This window comes from Pararhizobium sp. A13 (assembly GCF_040126305.1).
GTDB lineage: Bacteria > Pseudomonadota > Alphaproteobacteria > Rhizobiales > Rhizobiaceae > Pararhizobium.
On the sequence record NZ_CP149510.1, the window covers coordinates 1,019,131 to 1,038,861 of the forward strand.

Annotated in this window: 21 protein-coding genes; 5 read left to right on the forward strand and 16 right to left on the reverse strand. The window is 60.7% G+C overall.

The features are described from left to right. Positions 1-4: 4 nt before the first annotated feature. The 9 genes from WI754_RS04835 to WI754_RS04875 form a co-directional block, all read right to left on the reverse strand. Positions 5-736, reverse strand: a complete 732-nt coding sequence (locus WI754_RS04835) for a nucleotidyltransferase family protein (protein ID WP_349436523.1) — start codon at positions 734-736, stop codon at positions 5-7. A 40-nt stretch (positions 737-776) separates the two neighbouring features. Then, positions 777-2,267: a tRNA (adenosine(37)-N6)-threonylcarbamoyltransferase complex ATPase subunit type 1 TsaE gene (tsaE, locus tag WI754_RS04840; RefSeq protein ID WP_349436524.1), complete on the reverse strand. Its 1,491-nt coding sequence runs from the start codon at positions 2,265-2,267 to the stop codon at positions 777-779. Beyond that, complete coding sequence (locus tag WI754_RS04845; protein WP_349436525.1) at positions 2,267-4,747, reverse strand: ATP-binding protein; 2,481 nt, start codon at positions 4,745-4,747, stop codon at positions 2,267-2,269. Before WI754_RS04845 ends, tsaE begins: the two co-directional genes overlap by 1 nt. Positions 4,748-5,150: 403 nt before the next feature. Beyond that, positions 5,151-6,551 (reverse strand): adenosylhomocysteinase, encoded by a 1,401-nt coding sequence (ahcY, locus tag WI754_RS04850; protein WP_349436526.1) that lies wholly within the window; start codon positions 6,549-6,551, stop codon positions 5,151-5,153. A gap of 229 nt (positions 6,552-6,780) precedes the next feature. After that, positions 6,781-7,098 (reverse strand): HPr family phosphocarrier protein, encoded by a 318-nt coding sequence (locus tag WI754_RS04855; protein ID WP_112847600.1) that lies wholly within the window; start codon positions 7,096-7,098, stop codon positions 6,781-6,783. Next, the gene (locus tag WI754_RS04860) at positions 7,067-7,468 is read right to left on the reverse strand and encodes a PTS sugar transporter subunit IIA (protein WP_018327133.1); all 402 of its coding nucleotides are present in this window, start codon (positions 7,466-7,468) and stop codon (positions 7,067-7,069) included. The genes WI754_RS04855 and WI754_RS04860 overlap by 32 nt, the downstream gene beginning before the upstream one ends. A gap of 144 nt (positions 7,469-7,612) precedes the next feature. After that, positions 7,613-8,080 carry an HPr kinase/phosphorylase gene (locus tag WI754_RS04865; protein ID WP_349436528.1) on the reverse strand — a complete coding sequence of 156 codons (468 nt, stop codon included), beginning with the start codon at positions 8,078-8,080 and terminating at the stop codon, positions 7,613-7,615. Beyond that, entirely contained in the window at positions 8,077-9,858 is a 1,782-nt protein-coding gene (locus WI754_RS04870) for a sensor histidine kinase (protein WP_349436529.1), read from the reverse strand. The genes WI754_RS04865 and WI754_RS04870 overlap by 4 nt, the downstream gene beginning before the upstream one ends. A gap of 177 nt (positions 9,859-10,035) precedes the next feature. Then, positions 10,036-10,767 (reverse strand): response regulator transcription factor, encoded by a 732-nt coding sequence (locus WI754_RS04875; protein ID WP_085995046.1) that lies wholly within the window; start codon positions 10,765-10,767, stop codon positions 10,036-10,038. Between the two features lie 341 nt (positions 10,768-11,108). On the opposite strand from WI754_RS04875, the gene WI754_RS04880 reads away from it, so the two are divergent. From WI754_RS04880 to WI754_RS04900, 5 genes are all read left to right on the forward strand, one after another. Further along, positions 11,109-12,719, forward strand: a complete 1,611-nt coding sequence (locus WI754_RS04880) for a phosphoenolpyruvate carboxykinase (RefSeq protein ID WP_349436530.1) — start codon at positions 11,109-11,111, stop codon at positions 12,717-12,719. A gap of 139 nt (positions 12,720-12,858) precedes the next feature. After that, positions 12,859-13,293 (forward strand): alternative ribosome rescue aminoacyl-tRNA hydrolase ArfB, encoded by a 435-nt coding sequence (arfB, locus tag WI754_RS04885; RefSeq protein WP_349436531.1) that lies wholly within the window; start codon positions 12,859-12,861, stop codon positions 13,291-13,293. Between the two features lie 81 nt (positions 13,294-13,374). Continuing rightward, positions 13,375-13,848: a peptidoglycan-binding protein LysM gene (lysM, locus tag WI754_RS04890; protein WP_349436532.1), complete on the forward strand. Its 474-nt coding sequence runs from the start codon at positions 13,375-13,377 to the stop codon at positions 13,846-13,848. A gap of 2 nt (positions 13,849-13,850) precedes the next feature. After that, complete coding sequence (locus WI754_RS04895; RefSeq protein ID WP_349436533.1) at positions 13,851-14,291, forward strand: hypothetical protein; 441 nt, start codon at positions 13,851-13,853, stop codon at positions 14,289-14,291. Positions 14,292-14,300: 9 nt separating this feature from the next. Then, positions 14,301-14,912 carry an alpha-ketoglutarate-dependent dioxygenase AlkB gene (locus WI754_RS04900; RefSeq protein ID WP_349436534.1) on the forward strand — a complete coding sequence of 204 codons (612 nt, stop codon included), beginning with the start codon at positions 14,301-14,303 and terminating at the stop codon, positions 14,910-14,912. Positions 14,913-14,915: 3 nt separating this feature from the next. On the opposite strand, the gene coaA is transcribed toward WI754_RS04900, so the two are convergent. From coaA to hisB, 7 genes are read right to left on the reverse strand one after another with little or no spacing between them, the layout of a single operon-like run. Next, positions 14,916-15,911, reverse strand: a complete 996-nt coding sequence (gene coaA / locus WI754_RS04905) for a type I pantothenate kinase (protein WP_349436535.1) — start codon at positions 15,909-15,911, stop codon at positions 14,916-14,918. Positions 15,912-15,918: 7 nt separating this feature from the next. Beyond that, positions 15,919-16,233, reverse strand: a complete 315-nt coding sequence (locus WI754_RS04910) for a phosphoribosyl-ATP diphosphatase (protein WP_349436536.1) — start codon at positions 16,231-16,233, stop codon at positions 15,919-15,921. Between the two features lie 17 nt (positions 16,234-16,250). Then, entirely contained in the window at positions 16,251-17,027 is a 777-nt protein-coding gene (hisF, locus tag WI754_RS04915; RefSeq protein WP_349436537.1) for an imidazole glycerol phosphate synthase subunit HisF, read from the reverse strand. Further along, positions 17,024-17,767: a 1-(5-phosphoribosyl)-5-[(5-phosphoribosylamino)methylideneamino]imidazole-4-carboxamide isomerase gene (gene hisA / locus WI754_RS04920; RefSeq protein WP_349436538.1), complete on the reverse strand. Its 744-nt coding sequence runs from the start codon at positions 17,765-17,767 to the stop codon at positions 17,024-17,026. Before hisA ends, hisF begins: the two co-directional genes overlap by 4 nt. Position 17,768: 1 nt before the next feature. Then, positions 17,769-18,419: an imidazole glycerol phosphate synthase subunit HisH gene (hisH, locus tag WI754_RS04925; RefSeq protein WP_349436539.1), complete on the reverse strand. Its 651-nt coding sequence runs from the start codon at positions 18,417-18,419 to the stop codon at positions 17,769-17,771. Next, a complete protein-coding gene (locus WI754_RS04930; RefSeq protein WP_349436540.1) occupies positions 18,419-18,895 on the reverse strand; it encodes a DUF2628 domain-containing protein in 477 nt (158 codons plus the stop codon). Before WI754_RS04930 ends, hisH begins: the two co-directional genes overlap by 1 nt. A 26-nt stretch (positions 18,896-18,921) precedes the next feature. Beyond that, positions 18,922-19,530, reverse strand: coding sequence for an imidazoleglycerol-phosphate dehydratase HisB (gene hisB, locus WI754_RS04935; RefSeq protein WP_349436541.1), 609 nt, complete (start codon positions 19,528-19,530; stop codon positions 18,922-18,924). Between the last annotated feature and the right edge of the window lie 201 nt (positions 19,531-19,731).

Below are 19,731 nucleotides of genomic sequence, written 5' to 3' on the forward strand. Positions count from 1 at the left end.
GTCCTCATGCTCCCGTCTGGAAGCGTCTGATCGCCTCTTCGGCCTCGCCGACTGCTTCCGGCGTGCCCACGGTCAGCCAGTGACCTTCGAGAAGGATGCCGAAAAGCCTGTTTCTGGCAATCGCCTTGTCGAAATAGATGTTGAGGTTGAAAGGTCCTTCCGGGGCGTCGGCAAAGAGCCTGCTGTGCATGGCGATCGCGCCCGCATAGACGACGGGGTTTTCCATGCCCTCCCTGTAACGCGAGAGCCGGCCCTGCGGATCAAGCGCGAAATCCAGCTTGCCGTTGTGGCCGGTCGTATCCTCGTTGCGGACACAGAGCAGAGCCATGTCCATCGTTTCAGGGTCAAAGAAGGAAGCAAGCCGCTCAAGATTTGACGGTGCGTCCGGCTTTTCGCCGATCCAGAAGAGATCGGCGTTCATGACGAGGACCGGACCGCCATCGAGCAGTTTCAATCCCTTGGCAAGACCACCACCGGAACTCATCAACGCATCCCGCTCGTCGGAGATGACGATTCTCGGCCGGTGCCTGTCCTTCAGATGCGCCTCCATCTGGTCGGCGAAATGGTGGACGTTGACCGCCGCCGTCTCGATGCCGGCACCTTCGATCGCGTCGAGTACGTAATCGATCATCGGCTTCCCGGCGATGCGCACCAGGGGTTTCGGCATGGTATCGGTGATGGGCCGCAGCCGGGTGCCAAGCCCCGCCGCGAGCACCATGGCATTCTTGATGGACATAGGCACGTAATCCACTGAAGTCCTGACCGCTGATTCGGTTTTAAAGGATTCCAGCCTTTATGCACCAATCACGCAAGGGCGCGAGCGCTTCATGTTCGAGCGCCACGTGAAGATAGGAGAATGTCCGCGGCATGTGCTTCATGTAGAAGGGCTTGCCGTCGCGCTGCATCAGCCGGACCCAGATGCCGGCGAGCTTGCAGTTGCGCTGCGCCGACATCAGATGCCAGTCGCGCCGGAACGCTGCCTCGTCGAAACCGCCGAGAGCGTGGCGTTCAGTGCAGTAGAGCGAGAGCATCTCGCCGCAGAGGTCCGGCTCGATCGTCACCCGCGCATCCTGTGTGATGGATGCCACGTCATAGGCTGTCGGGCCGATCATCGCGTCCTGGAAATCGATGATGCCGACACGGTCGAAGCCGGAGTTCTTAGCGCGCCAGATGATGTTCGGCGAATGGAAATCCCGTAACAGTAGTTTCTTTTCCGACGTGGCGAGAAGATCGACCAGTCTATCCCAGACCGAGAAATACGCGGCACGCTCGGCGTCGGAGGCCTTCTCGCCGCGCTTCCACGGAAGATACCAGTCGATCAGCAGGCTGGCTTCGATCTTCATTGCCGTACGATCGAAATCGGGTATGTGGTGCGTAATGGTATCGGACAGGGGTATGTCGCGTGTTACCGGCTGCGCGTGCAGATGCGCGAGCACGCGAACACTTTCTAGATAACGTTCGGCGACCGGCTGTCCATCCGCATCGAGGATACCCTCGCTGCCGAGATTTTCGATCAGAAGGATGCCTGCGTCGAGATCTCTTTCGTAAACCTCGGGCGCGCAAAATCCCTTGTCCCGAATGTCGCTGGCAATTGCAACGAACGGAATGACGTCTTCGGCAAGATGGGCGAGCTGCTGGTAGTATTTGCCATCCTGCAGGATCGGCCCGGCCTTGTGGCGGGCCGAATCCATCAGGATTCGCACCGGTTGCCCCGCGATCAAAATCCGCTCATAGGCGCGTGCCGACGCATCGCCGCTCAGATGCCGGCGCTTTGCCTCTCCATATCCGCCGTGTTGCAGGAAGGAACGGATCGCAAGGCTGCGCTTGATCCGCGCCAAGGCCACCGTATCGCCGGATATGGTGACGCGGCGGCCGTCATCGAGGTGGGAAAAGGTCGCGGTCAGTCGGGTTTTCGGCAGCGCCGAGAGCGCGTTTTCCGGCCATTCCACCAGGCAGATACCGTCCGAGAGCGCTTCGTCGAGGCCGAGTTCGTCCAGTTCGGACACATCTGCCAGCCGGTAGAGGTCGAAATGCGAAACAGGAATGCGCAGGTCGTAGCTTTGCACCAGGGTGAAGGTCGGGCTCGGCACCTCGAGCGCCTCGTCGTCGGCCATGGCGCGCAGGAAGGCGCGGGCGAGCGTCGATTTGCCGGCGCCGAGATCGCCGGAGAGCGCCAGGCAGTCGCCGGGCTTCAAGGCCAGCGCCAGGTCTTCGCCGAGCTGAATGGTCGCGGCCTCGTCTTTCAGGAAAATTGCGATGTCCTGCATCATTCCGCCGCTGCGAATTTCGGAAGATCACCCGAGGGGATGCGGCAGGTCACTTCCGTTCCCTCGCCTTCATGGCTGCGGATCGACACCGTGCCATGGTGCAGGCTGACGAAACTTTCGACGATGGAGAGGCCAAGACCGGCGCCGCCGTGTGTCCCATGGCTTTCGAACCGGTTGAACACGGTATCGAGAACGTCCTGCGGGATGCCGGGGCCGTTGTCGCTGACGCTGAAGACGAAATCGCTGCCGTCGCGGCGGCATCTCAGGCTGATGGTGCTGCCGTCGGGCGCGAAATTGGCGGCATTGGTCAGGAGCTTGATGAGGATCTGCTTCAGTCGTTGGTGGTCGGCGACGAAAAGGCCGAGCATGTCGGGCGTGTCGATCTGCAGCGTCACGGCGCTTTCCTGCAGCCGATCGGCCATCTGAAGGGAGACTTCGTCGAGGAAGTCGGTCAGGTTGACTTCCGACAGGTCGAGCTCGACGATGCCGGCATCGACGGTCGCGAGATCGAGAATGTCGTTGACGATCGTGAGCAGCAATGAGGACGAGGTGGAGATATGATCGACATATTCCGCCTGCCGCTCGGTCAGTGCGCCGAAGGCGGGCGTTTTCAAAAGATCGGCAAAACCGATGATGTTGGTGAGCGGCGAACGCAGTTCGTAGGAGACGTGCTGGACGAAGTCGTTCTTCAGATGGTCGGCCATCCGCAACGCCTCGTTCTTTTCGGTCAGCGCCCGCTCGACGCGCACGCTATCGGTGATGTTGACGAAGGTCAGCATCGTCTGCGCATTCGGCAGCGGGATGACGGCAAAATCCAGAATGAGACCGGTGCGGAGTTCGAGGATGCCCTGGCAGGACGGCCGCTCGTCGTCGAAGCTGGTAATGAGATGCGAGAACCGCTTCCAACCGTCCGGCTGGTCGTAGGACGGCGCGCAGACCTGCTCGATGGCGCGGATGTGCGTGCCAGGCTTGGCTTCCGCCTCCGTGACGCCCCAGAGCGCGCGGAAGGCTGGGTTGGACAGCTTGATGCGCCCGTCCGGCCCGAACACGGCGACGCCTTCGGACAGATGGTCGATGGTCTCGCCCTGAACCTGCACCAGGGTATTGTAGCGGGTTTCGAGATCGACCTTTTCCGTCAGGTTCTCGAACACCCAGGTCGCGCCGCCTTGGGGACGGGCCGTTGCGAAAACGCGCAGCGTCTGGCCGTTCGGCAGGTGCCAGAGGTCCGATTGCGTGTCGAGCGCCTGATAGACGGCGAGCGCATTTTCCTTCCACTGTTTCCAGTTCAATTGTTCGGGCAGCTTCGCAGCAGCGCGCAGTCGGTCGAGAATCTCGCCATTGCCCGGCTTGCGTTCGAGGAAGCCCATGTCGAGATCCCAGAGCCGCTGGAAGGCCTGGTTGTAGAATTGCAGACGCTGCCCACCGTCGAAGATGGCGACGGGCGTCGCCAGATGATCAAGCGTCTCGGCGTGGCTTTTCAGGGTGCGGTTCAGCTCTTCGCGAACAGCCTCGACATCCGAGACGTTGATCGCCATGCCTGCCGATCCGGCCGGGCTCCTGGCATCGACCACGTCGAAGAATGTCCGGTTCCCCCGGACGACGGTGGAGACTTTTTCGCGATAAGCTGAATCATAGGTGCTGAGCGCGCGGATCTTTTCGCGCGCCACCGTCGCCAGAAGCTCCCGGTTTTCCTTCACCGCAGCACCCGGATCGGCGGCCTCGACCGCCTCCGCATAGGCTTCGTTGACCCAAAGGAGCGCGCCGTCGGCACCGCGCTGCCAGACCGGCAGATCGATCGCATCAAGCACCGTCTGAAGGCTCAACAGCGATCCGTGCAGGCGATCCCGCTCCAGTTTCATCTCGGCAAGCTCGGCGCGCAGATTGTTGAGCGCGACGAAGCGGACGAAAGCCCGGCCACCGGAGACACGGCCCTGCGTCTCGATGATTTCGCCGCGGGTGGTTTCAACGATCAGATCGAAGCTCTGGGCGCTGGAGCGCAAAAGCTCGATGGCCTTTTCAAGTTCGGAGGCAGACTGGGATTTGATCCAGCGGCCGAAAGCGAGGAAGTCGCGGTCATCCTGCGGAGCGCCCGTTTCGACGGGCAGGTGTCCCAAGAACTCCGGCTTGTTCGAAAGGCCTTCCCAGACGACGATACGGCGGTTCTTGTCGGCGATCAGTGCCTGAAAACGCGAAATCTTGTGATTGGCGTCGGCCAGTGCGGCGTTCAGTTCGCGATTGTCCGTTTCGATATTGCCGCGCTGGCGGATCAGCCAGATGGCGGAAATCATTGCCGCCGAAATCACCCCGATCAGGACGGAAAAAGTGACGACTTCGGAGGAGTGGAAAACGCTCGCCGTGGAGATGTCTTCGGCCGCCGCAAGGGCAGGGCAGGCGCAGATCGCAAGCGCAGAACCCGCCATGAACCGGCGCAGCAAGGACGGAATCCGGCCGCCAGCGCGTTTCGAAGGACCTGTTTCCATGGCATGCTTCCCCGTTTGCATCACATAGGATGCCATGACCCGAAAAACCGAATCACGGACGATCTCATGTGTATTCAATACCTTGAAGCGTGCCCCGACCTTTCGGCGGAGCCCGTGCAAGGTCCTTAGTCCGGTTGCAAATCGCCACGTAGTGCGAAATCGAATCCTGCCAACGGCAGGCCTCGTTCAATTTCGATTGCAGTCCGGCATGTCTCCGTTTGTTTGCCGCATAAACGACAAGACATCCCATTCGCGACGCGTCTGTACCGCATCTTTGTCACGAATCATTGTCCCAAAAACATACGCCTTCGGCGAATCGTCGGAAAGGGCGAGGCAAAAAAAGAGGCCGCGATCTGCTGTCAAGATCGCGGCCTCTACATGTTGTGGATTATCCAGGTAAGGATTAATACCGGTAGTGTTCAGCCTTGAACGGACCCTGCGTCTTCACGCCGATGTAGTTGGCCTGTTCTTCCGAAAGTTCCGTTAGCTTGACGCCGAGCTTGCCGAGGTGAAGGCGGGCAACCTTCTCGTCGAGGTGCTTGGGCAGGATGTGGACCTTCTTGTCGTACTGTTCACCCTTGGTGAAGAGTTCGATCTGGGCCAAGACCTGGTTGGTGAAGGACGCCGACATGACGAAGGACGGATGGCCGGTGGCGTTGCCGAGATTGAGCAGGCGGCCTTCCGAGAGAAGGATCATCCGGTTGCCCTTGGGGAACTCGATCAGATCGACCTGCGGCTTGACGTTGGTCCATTTCAGGTTGCGCAGAGCCGAAACCTGGATCTCGTTGTCGAAGTGGCCGATATTGCCGACGATCGCCATGTCCTTCATCTCGCGCATGTGGTCCATGCGGATGACGTCCTTGTTGCCGGTCGTGGTGATGAAGATATCGGCGGTCGAGACGACGTCTTCGAGCTGCACGACTTCATACCCGTCCATGGCGGCCTGCAGGGCGCAGATCGGGTCGACTTCGGTGACCTTGACGCGGGCGCCGGCGCCCGACAGCGAGGCAGCCGAACCCTTGCCAACGTCGCCATAACCGCAGACGACGGCGACCTTGCCGGCCATCATCACGTCGGTGCCGCGGCGGATGCCGTCGACCAGCGATTCCTTGCAGCCATACTTGTTGTCGAATTTCGACTTGGTGACCGAATCGTTGACGTTGATCGCCGGGAAGGGCAAGAGGCCCTTGGCATGCAGCTGGTACAGACGATTGACACCGGTGGTGGTTTCTTCGGTCACGCCCTTGATCGCGTCGCGCTGCCTGGTGAACCAGCCCGGGGAGGCGGCAAGGCGCTTCTTGATCTGGGCGACGAGGATTTCCTCTTCTTCCGAGGTCGGGTTCGACAGCACGTCCTCGCCGGCTTCGGCGCGAGCGCCGAGCAGGATGTACATGGTGGCGTCGCCGCCATCATCGAGGATCATGTTGGAGACGCCGCCATCGGCCCATTGGAAGATCTTGTCGGTATAGGTCCAGTAGTCCTCCAGCGTCTCGCCCTTGACGGCGTAGACCGGAACGCCGCTGGCGGCGATTGCTGCTGCAGCATGGTCCTGGGTGGAGAAGATGTTGCAGGATGCCCAGCGGACTTCGGCGCCGAGTGCGACCAGCGTTTCGATCAGCACCGCCGTCTGGATGGTCATGTGCAGCGAACCGGTGATACGCGCACCCTTCAGTGGCTTCTTCGAGCCGAATTCCTCGCGGCAGGCCATCAGGCCCGGCATTTCGGTCTCGGCAATGGTGATTTCCTTGCGGCCGAAATCGGCAAGGCCGATATCCGCAACGAGATAGTCGTTCGTCGTGCTCATGAAGCTCTCCGGGCTTGAGGCCATGCACCGGGACCTGATGTGTTTATGATCCGGGCAGGGCACACTGAAATTCGCAACTTCGGCAAGGAGCCGAGAAGTTTGTTCTCACCTAGCAGGATTCATGAAAAGGAGCAACAGGACATAAAGAAGTCTTTATGTCTTTATGTCCCCAGACTGCCCGGTTCCGGCCTGACCGGAAAACAGGCTTGTCTCGAGGTCGGAAGAGAGCTCAGATCTCTTCGCCGAACTTGTCGGCCACCAGCGCGTCGAGGGCGTCGAGGGCTTCCTGGGCCTGGCGGCCGCTGGCAACGACCGAGATGGAACAGCCAGTGCTGGCGGCAAGCATCATCAGTCCCATGATCGACGTACCGCCGACGGTCATGCCGTCTTTCGACACATGGATCTCGGCGTCGTAGCCCTCCACCGTCTGGACGAACTTGGCGGAGGCGCGGGCATGCAGCCCTCGCTTGTTGATGATCAGCAATTCGCGGGAAAGCGCCACTGTGGCCACTTCGCTATTTGCCACTGAGGACACGGCTTGCGACATTGATATACTTTCTGCCTGCTTCGGATGCTTCGACGAGTGCCTTGTCCATGTCGCTTTCGCCACGGACGCCGGCGAGCTTGATCAGCATGGGAAGGTTGACGCCGGCAATGACCTCGACGGTGCCGCTCTGCATGACGGAGATCGCCAGATTGGACGGCGTTCCGCCGAACATATCCGTCAGAATGATGACGCCATTGCCTTCATCGGCCGAGAGAACCGCTTCCAGAATATCCTGGCGGCGTTGATCCATGTCATCCTCGGGGCCGATGCAGACAGTCTCGATCGACTTTTGGGGACCAACGACATGCTCCAGCGCATGACGAAACTCTTCAGCCAGCTTGCCGTGTGTGACAAGCACAAGTCCGATCATGGTGTCTCCGCTCCAACCGCATCTGCTAATCTTCGATGGTCAGATATCGCAATGCAGCAATTTCGTCCACCTTTGGGGCGGCCATCTTGGCAAGGAAAAGGCGAAGTGCAAGTTAAAAATCCAAAAATGCTACTTTTGAAGGCATCATCGTCCTTGAAAATTGGCATTTTGAGGCAAAATAAGCCGCAAAATTTCGAGGGAATTCAGCCCCTCTGCGAAGGGAAGCCGCAGCAACGGCAAAAAATTGCCTGACGGAAGTGCAAACACCTCGTTTTCAGGCGGCAGCCGCGGTTCAAACGGCGATTTGACGGGCTGAACAGCAAAATCCATCACGGCCGCGGGTATCGTCTCCACCTTTACGATGCCGGCGCCGCGGATCTCCGCCAACCCGGCGATGGAGGCAGGTCGCCGGGCGACAATCCTGCCATTTCGAACCGAGATCAGCACCTGATCATCGGATACAAGGGCGCCAAACAGTCCGCTCCCTCTTGCGGCCGCCAGACAGGAGAGCGCCGCAGCTGTCTTGCCCGCGCCGGAAGGGCCCACGAACAGGAAACCACGGGTTCCGAGCACGATGGCGGTTGCGTGAATATTGACCGCCTCGTCCGTCATGCGTTGGTCTCGACCGGCAGCGACAGGATGAAGCGCGCGCCGGTGACCTTGCCGCGCGCGTCCATCATGTTCTCGGCTTTCAGAGAGCCGCCATGGGCTTCCGCGATCTGGCGGGAGATCGACAGTCCGAGGCCCGAATTCTGGCCGAAATCCTCGCCCTCCGGCCGGTCGGTATAGAATCGTTCGAAGATGCGGTCGATGTCTTCCGCCTGGATGCCAGGGCCGTTGTCTTCGATATAGATGAGGCAGCGGCTTCGGGTTCGTGTCAGGCGCAGAATGATGCGGCCACCTTCCTCGGGCACGAAGGAGCGGGCGTTTTCGATGAGGTTGGTGATGATCTGGCCGATCCGCAGCTCGTAACCGGCGACATCGAAGCGGGCCCTCGGATTGTCCTTGCGCTCGACGACGAAGCTGAGTTGCACCACCTTCTTGCCACCGCGAATCTGCCGGGAAATATCGACGAGATCGCCGACCAGTTTCTCCAGATCGATGGCCTTGGCGTCGCTGCGGGCAAGCTCGGCATCGAGCCGCGAGGCGTCGGAGATATCGCTGATCAGGCGATCCAGGCGGCGTACGTCATGCTGGATAACATCCATCAGCCGCTTCTTCGAATCGTCCGTACGGGCGAGCGGCAGGGTCTCGACGGCGCTGCGCAGCGAGGTCAGCGGGTTTTTCAGTTCGTGACTGACATCCGCCGCAAAATTCTCGATCGCGGCGATACGGTCGTAGAGCGCTGTAGTCATTTCGCGAAGGGCCACGGAGAGGTTGCCAATTTCGTCCTGACGGGACGAGAAATCCGGAATTTCCTCGCGCTCCTTGGCACCGCCGCGCCGCACGCGAATGGCGGCGGCCGAAAGGCGCCGCAGAGGGTTGGCGATCGTGCTCGACAGAAGCAAGGAGAGGATGACGTTGACCAGGGCTGCGACACCAAAGACACGAATGATGGCCAGCCGCTCGGCATGAACGATCTTGTCGATATCGCCAGCCTGCGTCGAGAGAAGAAGAACGCCGAGAACGGCGCGGAACCGCTGGACTGGAACCGCAACAGAAACGATCAGCTCGCCCTTTTCGGTGACGCGCACGACGGCGCCGCGAACGCCAGTCAGCGCGTTCATGACCTCCGGATAGATGGCGCCGTTGCCGCCGGGAGGTTCCTTGTAGAGCGGCAGGTTGCCGGGCTGAAGGACGCGGTTGAACCACGAATTCAGCCGCTCGGACCAGGTCGCCGATTCCGGCTCGATCGGCGGCAGGTCGAAACGCAGCACCTGTCCGCCGGTATAGAGGTGGCGTGAATCCAGCAGCAGGTCCGCGTCGGCGTCGAACAGGCGGGCGCGGGTGCGGGTCGGCGAGATCAACCGTCTCAGAACCGGTGCCACACGTTCCTGGTTGATTGGAAATTCGAGATCCTCGTCGCTCGGCAGCGGGGTGATGCTTTGTCCGGCCTGTAGCTCCAGCAGCTTTTCCGGGTCGATGGTGATCGAGTTGGTATCGACCGAAGCGGAAGCCGCGATGGCGCCGGCAATGATCTCGCCTTGCGTCAACAGGCTTTCGACGCGGGCATCGATCAGCCCCTCGCGGAACTGGTTCAGATACATGATGCCACCGACGAGAACGACCAGCGCGACGAGATTGAAGAACAGGATACGGCGCGTCAGGCTCGAAAACACGGCATTGCCGAAGATGCGGCGAATCAGCGTGAAAGGATGCGCCCACTTCCGGCCGGACGCGGTTCTCGTGTCACTGTCGTCCACATCGATGTTTCGCAAGACTTCGACCAAGCCTTCAACTCCCGCTCGCGCGGCTCCTGCATATCAATGGCAGATATGGCTGTTCTCAGCGAAATCCGACTGCGGTTCGCTCCGGCGCGGAGCCGTATCATACAGTTCCGTGACAAGCCATGCCAGTGTAGCCGCGCCGCGCTATATCGCCCGCGCCACGGCCGTCCATTCCGGTTTTTAAGCCGATTCGCGGAAACGATAGCCGACGCCGTAGAGCGTCTCGATCATGTCGAAGTCGTTGTCGACCATCTTGAACTTCTTGCGAAGCCGCTTGATGTGGCTGTCGATCGTGCGGTCGTCGACATAGACCTGCTCGTCATAGGCGGCGTCCATCAAGGAATCGCGGCTCTTTACGACGCCGGGGCGCTGCGCCAGCGAATGCAGGATGAGGAATTCGGTGACCGTCAGCGTCACCGGCTCGTTCTTCCAGGTGCAGGTGTGGCGCTCCTGGTCCATCGATAGCTGGCCGCGCTCCAGCGAACGCGCCTGCACGTCGGCGGCGGTCTTGGCCGCGCCACCGGAATTCGCCGCAGCCGCGGCTTCCCGGTTGGCCGAGCGTCGCAGGATCGCTTTGACGCGCTCAACCAGTAGTCGCTGCGAGAAGGGCTTGGTGATGAAATCATCGGCGCCCATCTTCAGGCCGAACAGCTCGTCGATCTCCTCGTCCTTGGAGGTGAGGAAGATCACCGGAATGTCCGACTTCTGGCGCAGGCGGCGCAGCAGTTCCATGCCGTCCATCCGCGGCATCTTGATGTCGAAGATGGCCAGCTGCGGCGGGCGGGCAAGCAGGCCGTCGAGGGCCGAGGCACCGTCGGTATAGGTTTCGACCTTGTATCCTTCGGCTTCCAGCGCAATCGACACCGAGGTCAGGATGTTGCGGTCGTCATCGACAAGTGCAATCGTCTGCATTGTATAAGGCTCCACCATTTCACTACGCCTCCGAGGCCAGCCCGGTTGTCCGGGTCCGTGCTGCGGTACGACGTGTTTCTTGAGTATAAAGGTGGAACAAATTGTGGCGAAGTAAAAAGCAAAAGCAATGCGGCAGGCGCGACAAGCGCGATTTGGCGGAAAAAAGGCCGCTCAAAAAGCGTCGATTCAACCGATTAAAAAAGCAATAAATTCTTTTAAATCGATTAATATACTGAAATTATTGGATATTTTGAGACAGCAACCTTGTCTTTTCCCGCTGCTCCTTTTATGGTCATTCACATTCAACGTTCTTTAGGCAAACCACGGAGGAAAGCTGAACCATGAAGGAACTCGGCATTCGCAACCCATCCCTTGGGCTGGAATCAATCGGTTTCACCAACCTGGACATGGTTCGGTATAACTTTGGCACCGCTGAACTCTATGAGGAAATCCTGCGCCGCAGCGAAGCGCAGCTGACCGCTCATGGTGCTGTGCGTGCACTGACGGGACAGCACACGGGCCGTTCGCCGAAGGATAAATTCGTCGTCCGCGACGCCAATACGGCGGACGAAATCTGGTGGGATAACAACAATGCGATGTCGCCGGAACACTTCGAGCTCCTGCACCAGGACATGCTCGATCACGCCAAGGGCAAGTCGCTCTATGTTCAGGACCTGATCGGCGGCGCCGACGCGGAAAACGCTCTGCCGACACGGGTCGTTACGGAATTCGCGTGGCATTCGCTGTTCATCCGCAACCTGCTGATCCGTCCGGAAAAGGCAACCCTCGCCACCTTCGCACCGAAGCTGACGATCATCGACCTACCGGATTTCAAGGGCAATCCTGCCCGTCATGGTTGCCGCACCGAAACCGTGATTGCCTGCAATTTCACCAAGGGCATCATCCTGATCGGCGGCACATCCTATGCCGGCGAGATGAAGAAGTCGGTCTTCACCATGCTCAACTACCTGCTGCCGGCCAAGCGGGTGATGCCGATGCATTGCTCTGCCAATGTCGGCCCGGATGGTGATGCGGCGGTCTTCTTCGGTCTTTCGGGTACCGGCAAGACGACGCTGTCGGCCGATCCGAAGCGTACGCTGATCGGTGACGACGAACACGGCTGGGGCGAGGACGGCATCTTCAATTTCGAAGGCGGCTGCTACGCCAAGACCATTCGCCTGTCGGCCGAAGCCGAGCCGGAAATCTTCGCAACGACGCGCCGCTTCGGCACCGTGCTCGAGAACGTCATTCTCGACGAGAACCGCGCGCCGGATTTCAACGACGGTTCGTTGACCGAAAACACGCGCTGCGCCTATCCGCTGGACTTCATCCCGAATGCCAGCAAGACCGGCACAGCGGGCCATCCGCGCACGATCATCATGCTGACGGCAGATGCCTTCGGCGTGATGCCGCCAATCGCGCGGCTGACGCCGGATCAGGCGATGTATCACTTTCTTTCCGGTTACACCGCCAAGGTGGCAGGAACCGAAAAGGGCGTGACAGAACCGGAAGCGACCTTCTCGACCTGCTTCGGCGCTCCCTTCATGCCGCGCCATCCGTCCGAGTACGGCAACCTCCTGAAGACGCTGATCGCCGAACATGGCGTCAATTGCTGGCTGGTCAACACCGGCTGGACCGGCGGCGCCTATGGCACCGGAAACCGGATGCCGATCAAGGCGACGCGCGCTCTGCTCGCGGCGGCGCTCGACGGCTCGCTGGCATCGGCCGAGTTCCGTACGGACGGCAATTTCGGCTTCGCCGTGCCTGTGGCCGTTCCCGGTGTCGACGGCAAGATCCTCGATCCGCGCTCGACCTGGAGCGACGGTGGCGCCTATGACGCGCAGGCCCGCAAGCTGGTAGACATGTTTGTTGCCAATTTCGCCAAGTTCGAAAACCATGTCGACGGCAGCGTCCGAGATGCTGCCCCGGGCGCCAAGCTCGCTGCGGAGTAAAAAAGACAACCGAATATAAATCGTAGGCTATGATTCACGTGAAACCCGGCTTGAGAAAGCCGGGTTTTCTTTGTCATGGCGGTTCATGCGTTTTCAAGTTCGCCATCCTGTGAGATAGAGCGGTGGAAGGAAGAACGTCATGGCCAGCGATCCGCTTTATATCAACGACAACATCGTCATCGCCGGCTGGGAGCTGACGGAGCAATTCGTACTGGCCGGCGGTCCGGGCGGGCAGAACGTCAACAAGGTCTCGACGGCCGTCCAGTTATTCTATGGAATCAAGGCCTCGCCTGCCCTGCCGGAGCGGGTGCGCGAGAATGCGATCAAGCTCGCTGGCCGCAAGGTGTCCAAGGACGGCGTCCTGATGATCGAGGCGAGCCGGTTTCGCAGCCAGGAGCGCAATCGCGAGGATGCGCGCGAACGGCTGAAGGAGCTGATCCTCAAGGCTGCCGAGCCGCCACCGCCGCCCCGGCGAAAGACCAGGCCGACGAAAGGCTCGATCGAGCGCCGCCTGAAGGAAAAGACCGGGCGCAGCGAAGTCAAGAAGATGCGCGGTCGTCCTGAAAGCGATTGAATAGCGCATTTTTACGCAGACCTTGTTTTTGCGCGTCACCGCACTCTGTTAGGCTGGAGCAAATCACGAAGGGAGACTGCCATGGGTCTGTTTAGCTTTATCAAGAATGCCGGCAAGAAGCTCGGCATTGGTGGTGATGACGACGCGCCGGATGCCGAGGCGGTGAGGAAGGAGCTGGCCTCCCATGACCTCGGTACCGACAAGGTGGACGTCGCCGTGGAAGGCGACAAGGTTGTCCTCACGGGCGTCGTCGAGGATCAGTCGGTGTTCGAAAAGGCTGTGGTTGCCGTCGGCAATACGCTCGGTATTTCCAAGGTCGAGGCGACCGAACTGAAGGTCGCGGCCGGCGCGGCGACGCCCGCTCCGGCCAAGGCGCCGGTGTTCTACACGGTCAGGAAGGGCGATAATCTCTGGAAGATCGCCGAAGCTCAATACGGCAAAGGCAAGGGTGCAAAAAACACCGTCATCTTCGAAGCCAACAAGCCGATGCTGACCCATCCGGACAAGATCTATCCCGGCCAGGTGTTGCGCATTCCGGATCTGGACCAGGCCTGAGTATGAGAGAGGCCAGCGTAACGGGGTTGGTTCTTTCGTTTGCCCTCATGGCGGCATGGAGCGGAACGGCGCTGGGCCAGGCTTTTCGCGAGCCGGCAAAGGGATCGGCGGAGCGGTCGGCAATTCTCGATACCCTCCGTCCCGCCGTCGAAGCAGAGATGCGCGGGCCGGTTGAATTCGTGGTGACGACTATTCGCGTATCGCCGAACTGGGCGTTTGTGCAGGTCGAACCGCAACGGCCTGGCGGCGGTGCGATCGATCCGGAAAAGACCGGTTTTGCGGGAGAATCCGACATGATGGACGGGCTGACGGTCTATGGCCTGGCGACCTTCCAGTCCGGTCGGTGGAATCTGATCGATCATATGGTCGGCCCGACGGATGTCGGTTATGCAGCCTGGCAACAGCGCTATGGCGTGCCGCCCGCGATGCTCGGCCTGGAATAGGCCCTTTCCATGCGCAGCCTTCCCCAGGGTATCCGCCATATCCCCGGCTTTCTCGATCGGGAGAAGCAGGAGGCGATGGTCGAGACCATTCGCGCGATTGTCGCGGAGGCTCCGCTTTTCGTGCCGGCGATGCCCCGCACCGGAAAGCCGATGTCCGTGCGCATGACCAATTGCGGCCCGCTTGGCTGGGTGACGGACAGGGAACGCGGCTACCGTTATCAGCCAGAGCACCCCGTCACCGGAAAGCCATGGCCGGCCATGCCGGATGCGTTTCTCGACATCTGGCGCGCCGTTTCCGGCTCCCCGAAGGAGCCGCAGGCCTGTCTCGTCAATTTCTACACCGAGGACGCCCGCATGGGCTTGCATCAGGACCGCGACGAGCAGGATCTCGAGACGCCGGTCGTGTCCATTTCATTCGGCGACAGCTGCCTGTTTCGCGTGGGCGGGCGGGAGAGAAATGACAGGACCCTGTCGTTCAAGCTGTCGAGCGGGGATGTCGTCGTGCTGGGCGGCGAGGGGCGCCTTGCTTTTCACGGTGTGGACAAGATCTATCCCAACACCTCGACGCTTCTGAAAAACGGCGGCCGCATCAACCTGACGCTTCGCCGGGTTACCGTTTGAGCCTTAGAGTTTGCGCAGCGCCACCGTCTCGGTGAGATGATTCGGTCCCTTCTGCAGGATCAGGTCGGCGCGCGGCCGCGTCGGCAGGATGTTCTGGCGCAAATTCTTCAGGTTGATGTTGTGCCAGAGCCCTTCGGCGATCGAAAGCGCTTCCTCCTCGCTCACCTCCGCATAGCGCTTGAAGAAGGAATCGGGATTGCGGAAGGCCGTCTGGCGCAGGTGCATGAAGCGGTTGACGTACCAGCTATGGATCAGGCTTTCCTCGGCATCGATGTAGATCGAGAAATCGAAGAAGTCCGAAACCATCGGCACAATCTTGCCGTCGGCGGGCAGGTTGCGCGACTGCAGCACGTTGATACCTTCGAAGATGAGGATATCCGGGCGGTCGATGATCTGGAACTGGTCCGGCAGCACGTCATAGGTCAGGTGCGAATAGCTCGGCGCCTTGACGTTTGGCTGGCCGGCCTTGATCGCTGACAGGAAGCGCAGGAGCGCGCCGATGTCGTAGCTCTCGGGAAAGCCCTTGCGGTCCATCATGTTTTCCCGAAGCAGCGTCGAATTGGGGTAGAGGAAACCGTCGGTCGTCACCAGGTCGACCTTCGGGCTCGACGGCCAGCGCGATAGCAGCTCGGCAAGGATACGGGCCGTCGTCGATTTTCCGACCGCGACTGAACCTGCGATGCCGATGACGAAGGGCGTCTTCGCCTCACCGGACAAGCTGAGGAAGCGCTGGCGCTGGGCAAACAGCATCTGCGAGGATTCGACATGCGCCGACAGAAGCCGCGACAGCGACAGGTAGATGCGACGGACTTCGTCGAGATCGACGGGGTCGTTGAGCGAACGCAGTCGTTGAACCTCGTCGGCTGTCAGCGTCAAAGGCGTGTCGGCACGGAAGCGCGACCATTCCTCCGCCGAGAAGAAGCGGTAGGGCGAATAGTCCTTGTTGCCGAAGTGATCCGGAATGTCGGCCGGCCCGATGTCTTTTGCCGCGATGCTCATGAACTGTCTACCGGCTCGCCTTTTCCTGGAGACCCGACTGGCTGGTGCGCCGTTCGAGCTCGCTCATCACATCCTGCAACGGAATATCAGCAATTTTCAATACGACCATAAGGTGATAGAGCAGATCGGCGCTCTCCGAGACAAGATTAGCGCGATCGTTGCTGATCGCGGCAATCACGGTCTCCACTGCTTCCTCACCCAGCTTTTTAGCCGCCTTCGTCTGCCCGTGGGCGACGAGTTTCGCGGTCCAGGACTGCTCTGGCGATGCCTTGGCCCGATCAGCGACGATCGCTTCGAGACTGGAAAGGGTGAAGTCACTCATCTGTTTGGTCCTCTGGCTCAATCGAGCCGCATGGCAATGCCATGCTCTGCCATATAGCGCTTGGCCTCGCCGATGCTATAGGTGCCGAAATGGAAGATCGAGGCGGCAAGCACAGCCGTCGCATGCCCGTCACGAATGCCTTCCACCATATGGTCGAGATTGCCGACGCCGCCCGAGGCGATGACCGGCACGGAAACGCGGTCGGCGATGGTGCGCGTCAAAGCGATATCGTAGCCGGTCTTCTGGCCGTCGCGATCCATCGAGGTCAGCAGCAGTTCGCCCGCGCCGCGCTCCACCATCTTTTCCGCAAAGGCGACGGCATCGATGCCGGTTGCCTGGCGACCGCCGTGGGTAAAGATTTCCCAGCGATCTTCCTCGCCGGGCTGCGACACCTTCTTCGAATCGATCGAGACGACGATGCATTGGTTGCCGAACTTGTCGGCCGCCTCGGCGACGAAATCCGGGTTCTTGACGGCTGCAGAGTTGATCGAAACCTTGTCGGCGCCGGCGAGCAGCAGCTTGCGGATATCGGCAACCGTGCGCACACCGCCGCCGACGGTGAGCGGCATGAAACAATGGTCTGCAGTCCGCGCCACTACGTCGAAGATGGTGTCGCGGTTGTCGGAGGAAGCGGTGATGTCGAGGAAACAGAGCTCGTCGGCACCGGCCGCGTCATAGGCCTTGGCCGATTCGACGGGGTCGCCGGCATCGATCAGGTCTACGAAGCTGACGCCTTTCACAACGCGGCCGTCTTTCACGTCCAGGCAGGGGATAACACGGGCCTTAAGGGTCATGCCGCTTTTCCTTTCGCGCCGCGAATGAGCGCCAGCGCCTCGGCCGGGTCGACGCGTCCGTCATAGAGCGCACGGCCGGAAATGGCGCCTTCGAGTTTTGCCGCATCCGGCTGAACCATCCGGCGGATATCGTCCATCGAGGCAAGGCCTCCAGATGCGATGACGGGAATGGAAACGGCGTCCGCCAGTTCCAGCGTCGAAGCCCAGTTGATGCCGGTCAGGATGCCGTCGCGGTCGATATCAGTATAGATGATCGCCGAAACGCCCGCGCCCTCGAATTTCTGGGCCAGTTCGATGACGCCGAGTTCGGAGGCTTCCGCCCAGCCCTCGACCGCCACCTTGCCGCCCTTGGCGTCGATGCCGACGGCGACCTTGCCCGGGAATTTCCGGCAGGCCTCGATGACCAGCGCCGGATCGCGCACGGCAACCGTGCCGAGAATGACACGGGCAAGCCCGCGCGACAGCCAGTTCTCGATATGATCGAGCGTGCGGATGCCGCCGCCGAGCTGCACCGGGTTTTTCGTCGCTTTCAGGATCGCATCGACGGCAGCACCGTTTACCGTCTCACCGGCAAAGGCGCCGTTTAGATCCACCACGTGCAGCCATTCGAACCCCTGGTCCTCGAAGGCCTTGGCCTGGGCGCCGGGGTCCGGATTGTAGACGGTCGCCTGCTCCATGTCGCCGAGCTTCAGGCGCACGCACTGGGCGTCTTTGAGATCGATGGCGGGAAAAAGGATCATGTCAGGGCTTCCAGCGCAGGAAATTCGAGATGAGGGCGAGGCCGAGCGTCTGGCTCTTTTCCGGATGGAACTGCGCACCGGCCTTGTTGCCGCTGGCGACGAAGGCGGTCACCGCGCCGCCATAGGAGGTTGTGGCAATCAGGTCGGCGGGATTTTCAACGGAGAGATGATAGGAATGGACGAAATAGGCGTGCAGCCCGTCCTCACCGGTCTTGATGCCATCGAACAGCGAATGCTGCTGCTTGAGTTCCAGCGTGTTCCAGCCGATCTGCGGGATTTTCAATGTGGGATCGGAAGGAACCATCTCGATGACGTCGCCCTTGATCCAGCCCAACCCTTGCGTCGTTGTCTTTTCAAGGCCGCGCGAAGACATCAACTGCATGCCGACGCAGATGCCGAGAAAGGGCCGGGCGGAGTTTTCAACCGCTTCCGTCAGAGCCTCCTGCATCCCGTCGACGGCATCGAGGCCGCGGCGACAGTCGGCATAGGCGCCGACGCCTGGCAGGACGATGCGGTCGGCGCTTGCGACGCGGTCGGCCTTGTCGGTGAGCTCGATCTCGGCGTCTAGGCCTGCTTCACGCGCCGCACGCTCGAAGGCCTTCGTCGCCGAGCGCAGATTGCCGGATCCGTAGTCGATGATCGCCACGCGCATCAGCGTTCTCCATAATTCTCAAAGAGGCCGAAGGCAGCACGGCCGTCGGCGGACTTGGTCGTCGCGGTCGGCAGGGCCGGGGGTTGCCAGGCGGCTTCACCGCCCGCTGTCGCGTCTGTGGCTTGGTCATAGATCATTTCCGCTGCAGTCAGATCGTCGGCCGTGACGATAGACTGCAGCGTCCAGCCATCGGATTCCAGTCGCCGGGCGACAAAGGCGGGGCCTTCGAGTGCGACGAGCAGGCGCAGCGCCAATTCGATCAAAAGCCCGGCCAGCATGGCGCGCGGCTCCGAGGTGAGGAACGTCACGGCCGACTGCAGGATCGCAACGGCAATACCGGCAATCCACTGCCGTTTGAAGAGCAGCCAGATCGCCGGAAAGAGGAAGGCAATCCAGGAAAACTTGTCGACGATGAACCGCGCATCCACGTCGTTTGGCCGGGCGGCGGGCGGTGTCAGAACCAGATAGGAGGCCATATCAGCCAACTTTCAAACTGGGCCGGTCAGACCAGCGTTCCCTTGGTGGAGGGAACACGGCCTGCCTGGCGTGGATCGATCTCCGTTGCCGTGCGAAGCACGCGGGCAACGGCCTTGAAGCAGGTTTCGGAGATATGATGGTTGTTGGCGCCGTAGATGTTCTGCACATGCAGCGTGATGCCGCCATGCTGCGCCAGCGCCTGGAAGAACTCCCGCACCAGTTCGGTATCGAAAGTACCGATCTTCGGCGCCGAGAAGGCAACGTTCCAGACGAGGAAAGGACGGCCGGAGACATCGACGGCGGCGCGGGTCATCGTCTCGTCCATGGCAAGATCGAGCGAGGCGTAGCGGGTGATGCCGCGCCGGTCGCCGAGTGCCTTGGAGAGGGCCTGGCCGATGGCGATGCCGGTGTCTTCCACCGTGTGGTGGTCGTCGACATGCCGGTCGCCGTCGGCGACGATGTCCATGTCGATCAGCGAATGGCGGGAGAGCTGTTCCAGCATATGGTCGAAGAAGCCGACGCCCGTCGAAATCCGCGATGTGCCGGTGCCGTCGATGTTGACGGTCACGGTCACCGAGGTTTCGTTGGTCTTGCGCGAAACGCTGCCGGTGCGCTTGGCTTGCTGGTCTGCCATCAGGTTCTCCCAACTGTCATAGAGCCGCTCCATATCAGGCGGTGGGCGAAATATCCAGAAGTGCCGCCATGATTCTCGCGGTTGCGAAACGGAGCCGGATTAAGCACGACAGGGGAGCGGGCTGCGGGCTATTTGCAATCGGCAAAAGCGCTCTTACATAGGCTTCAACAGGGCCGATGTGCGGTTCTTCGAAAGGGTCCG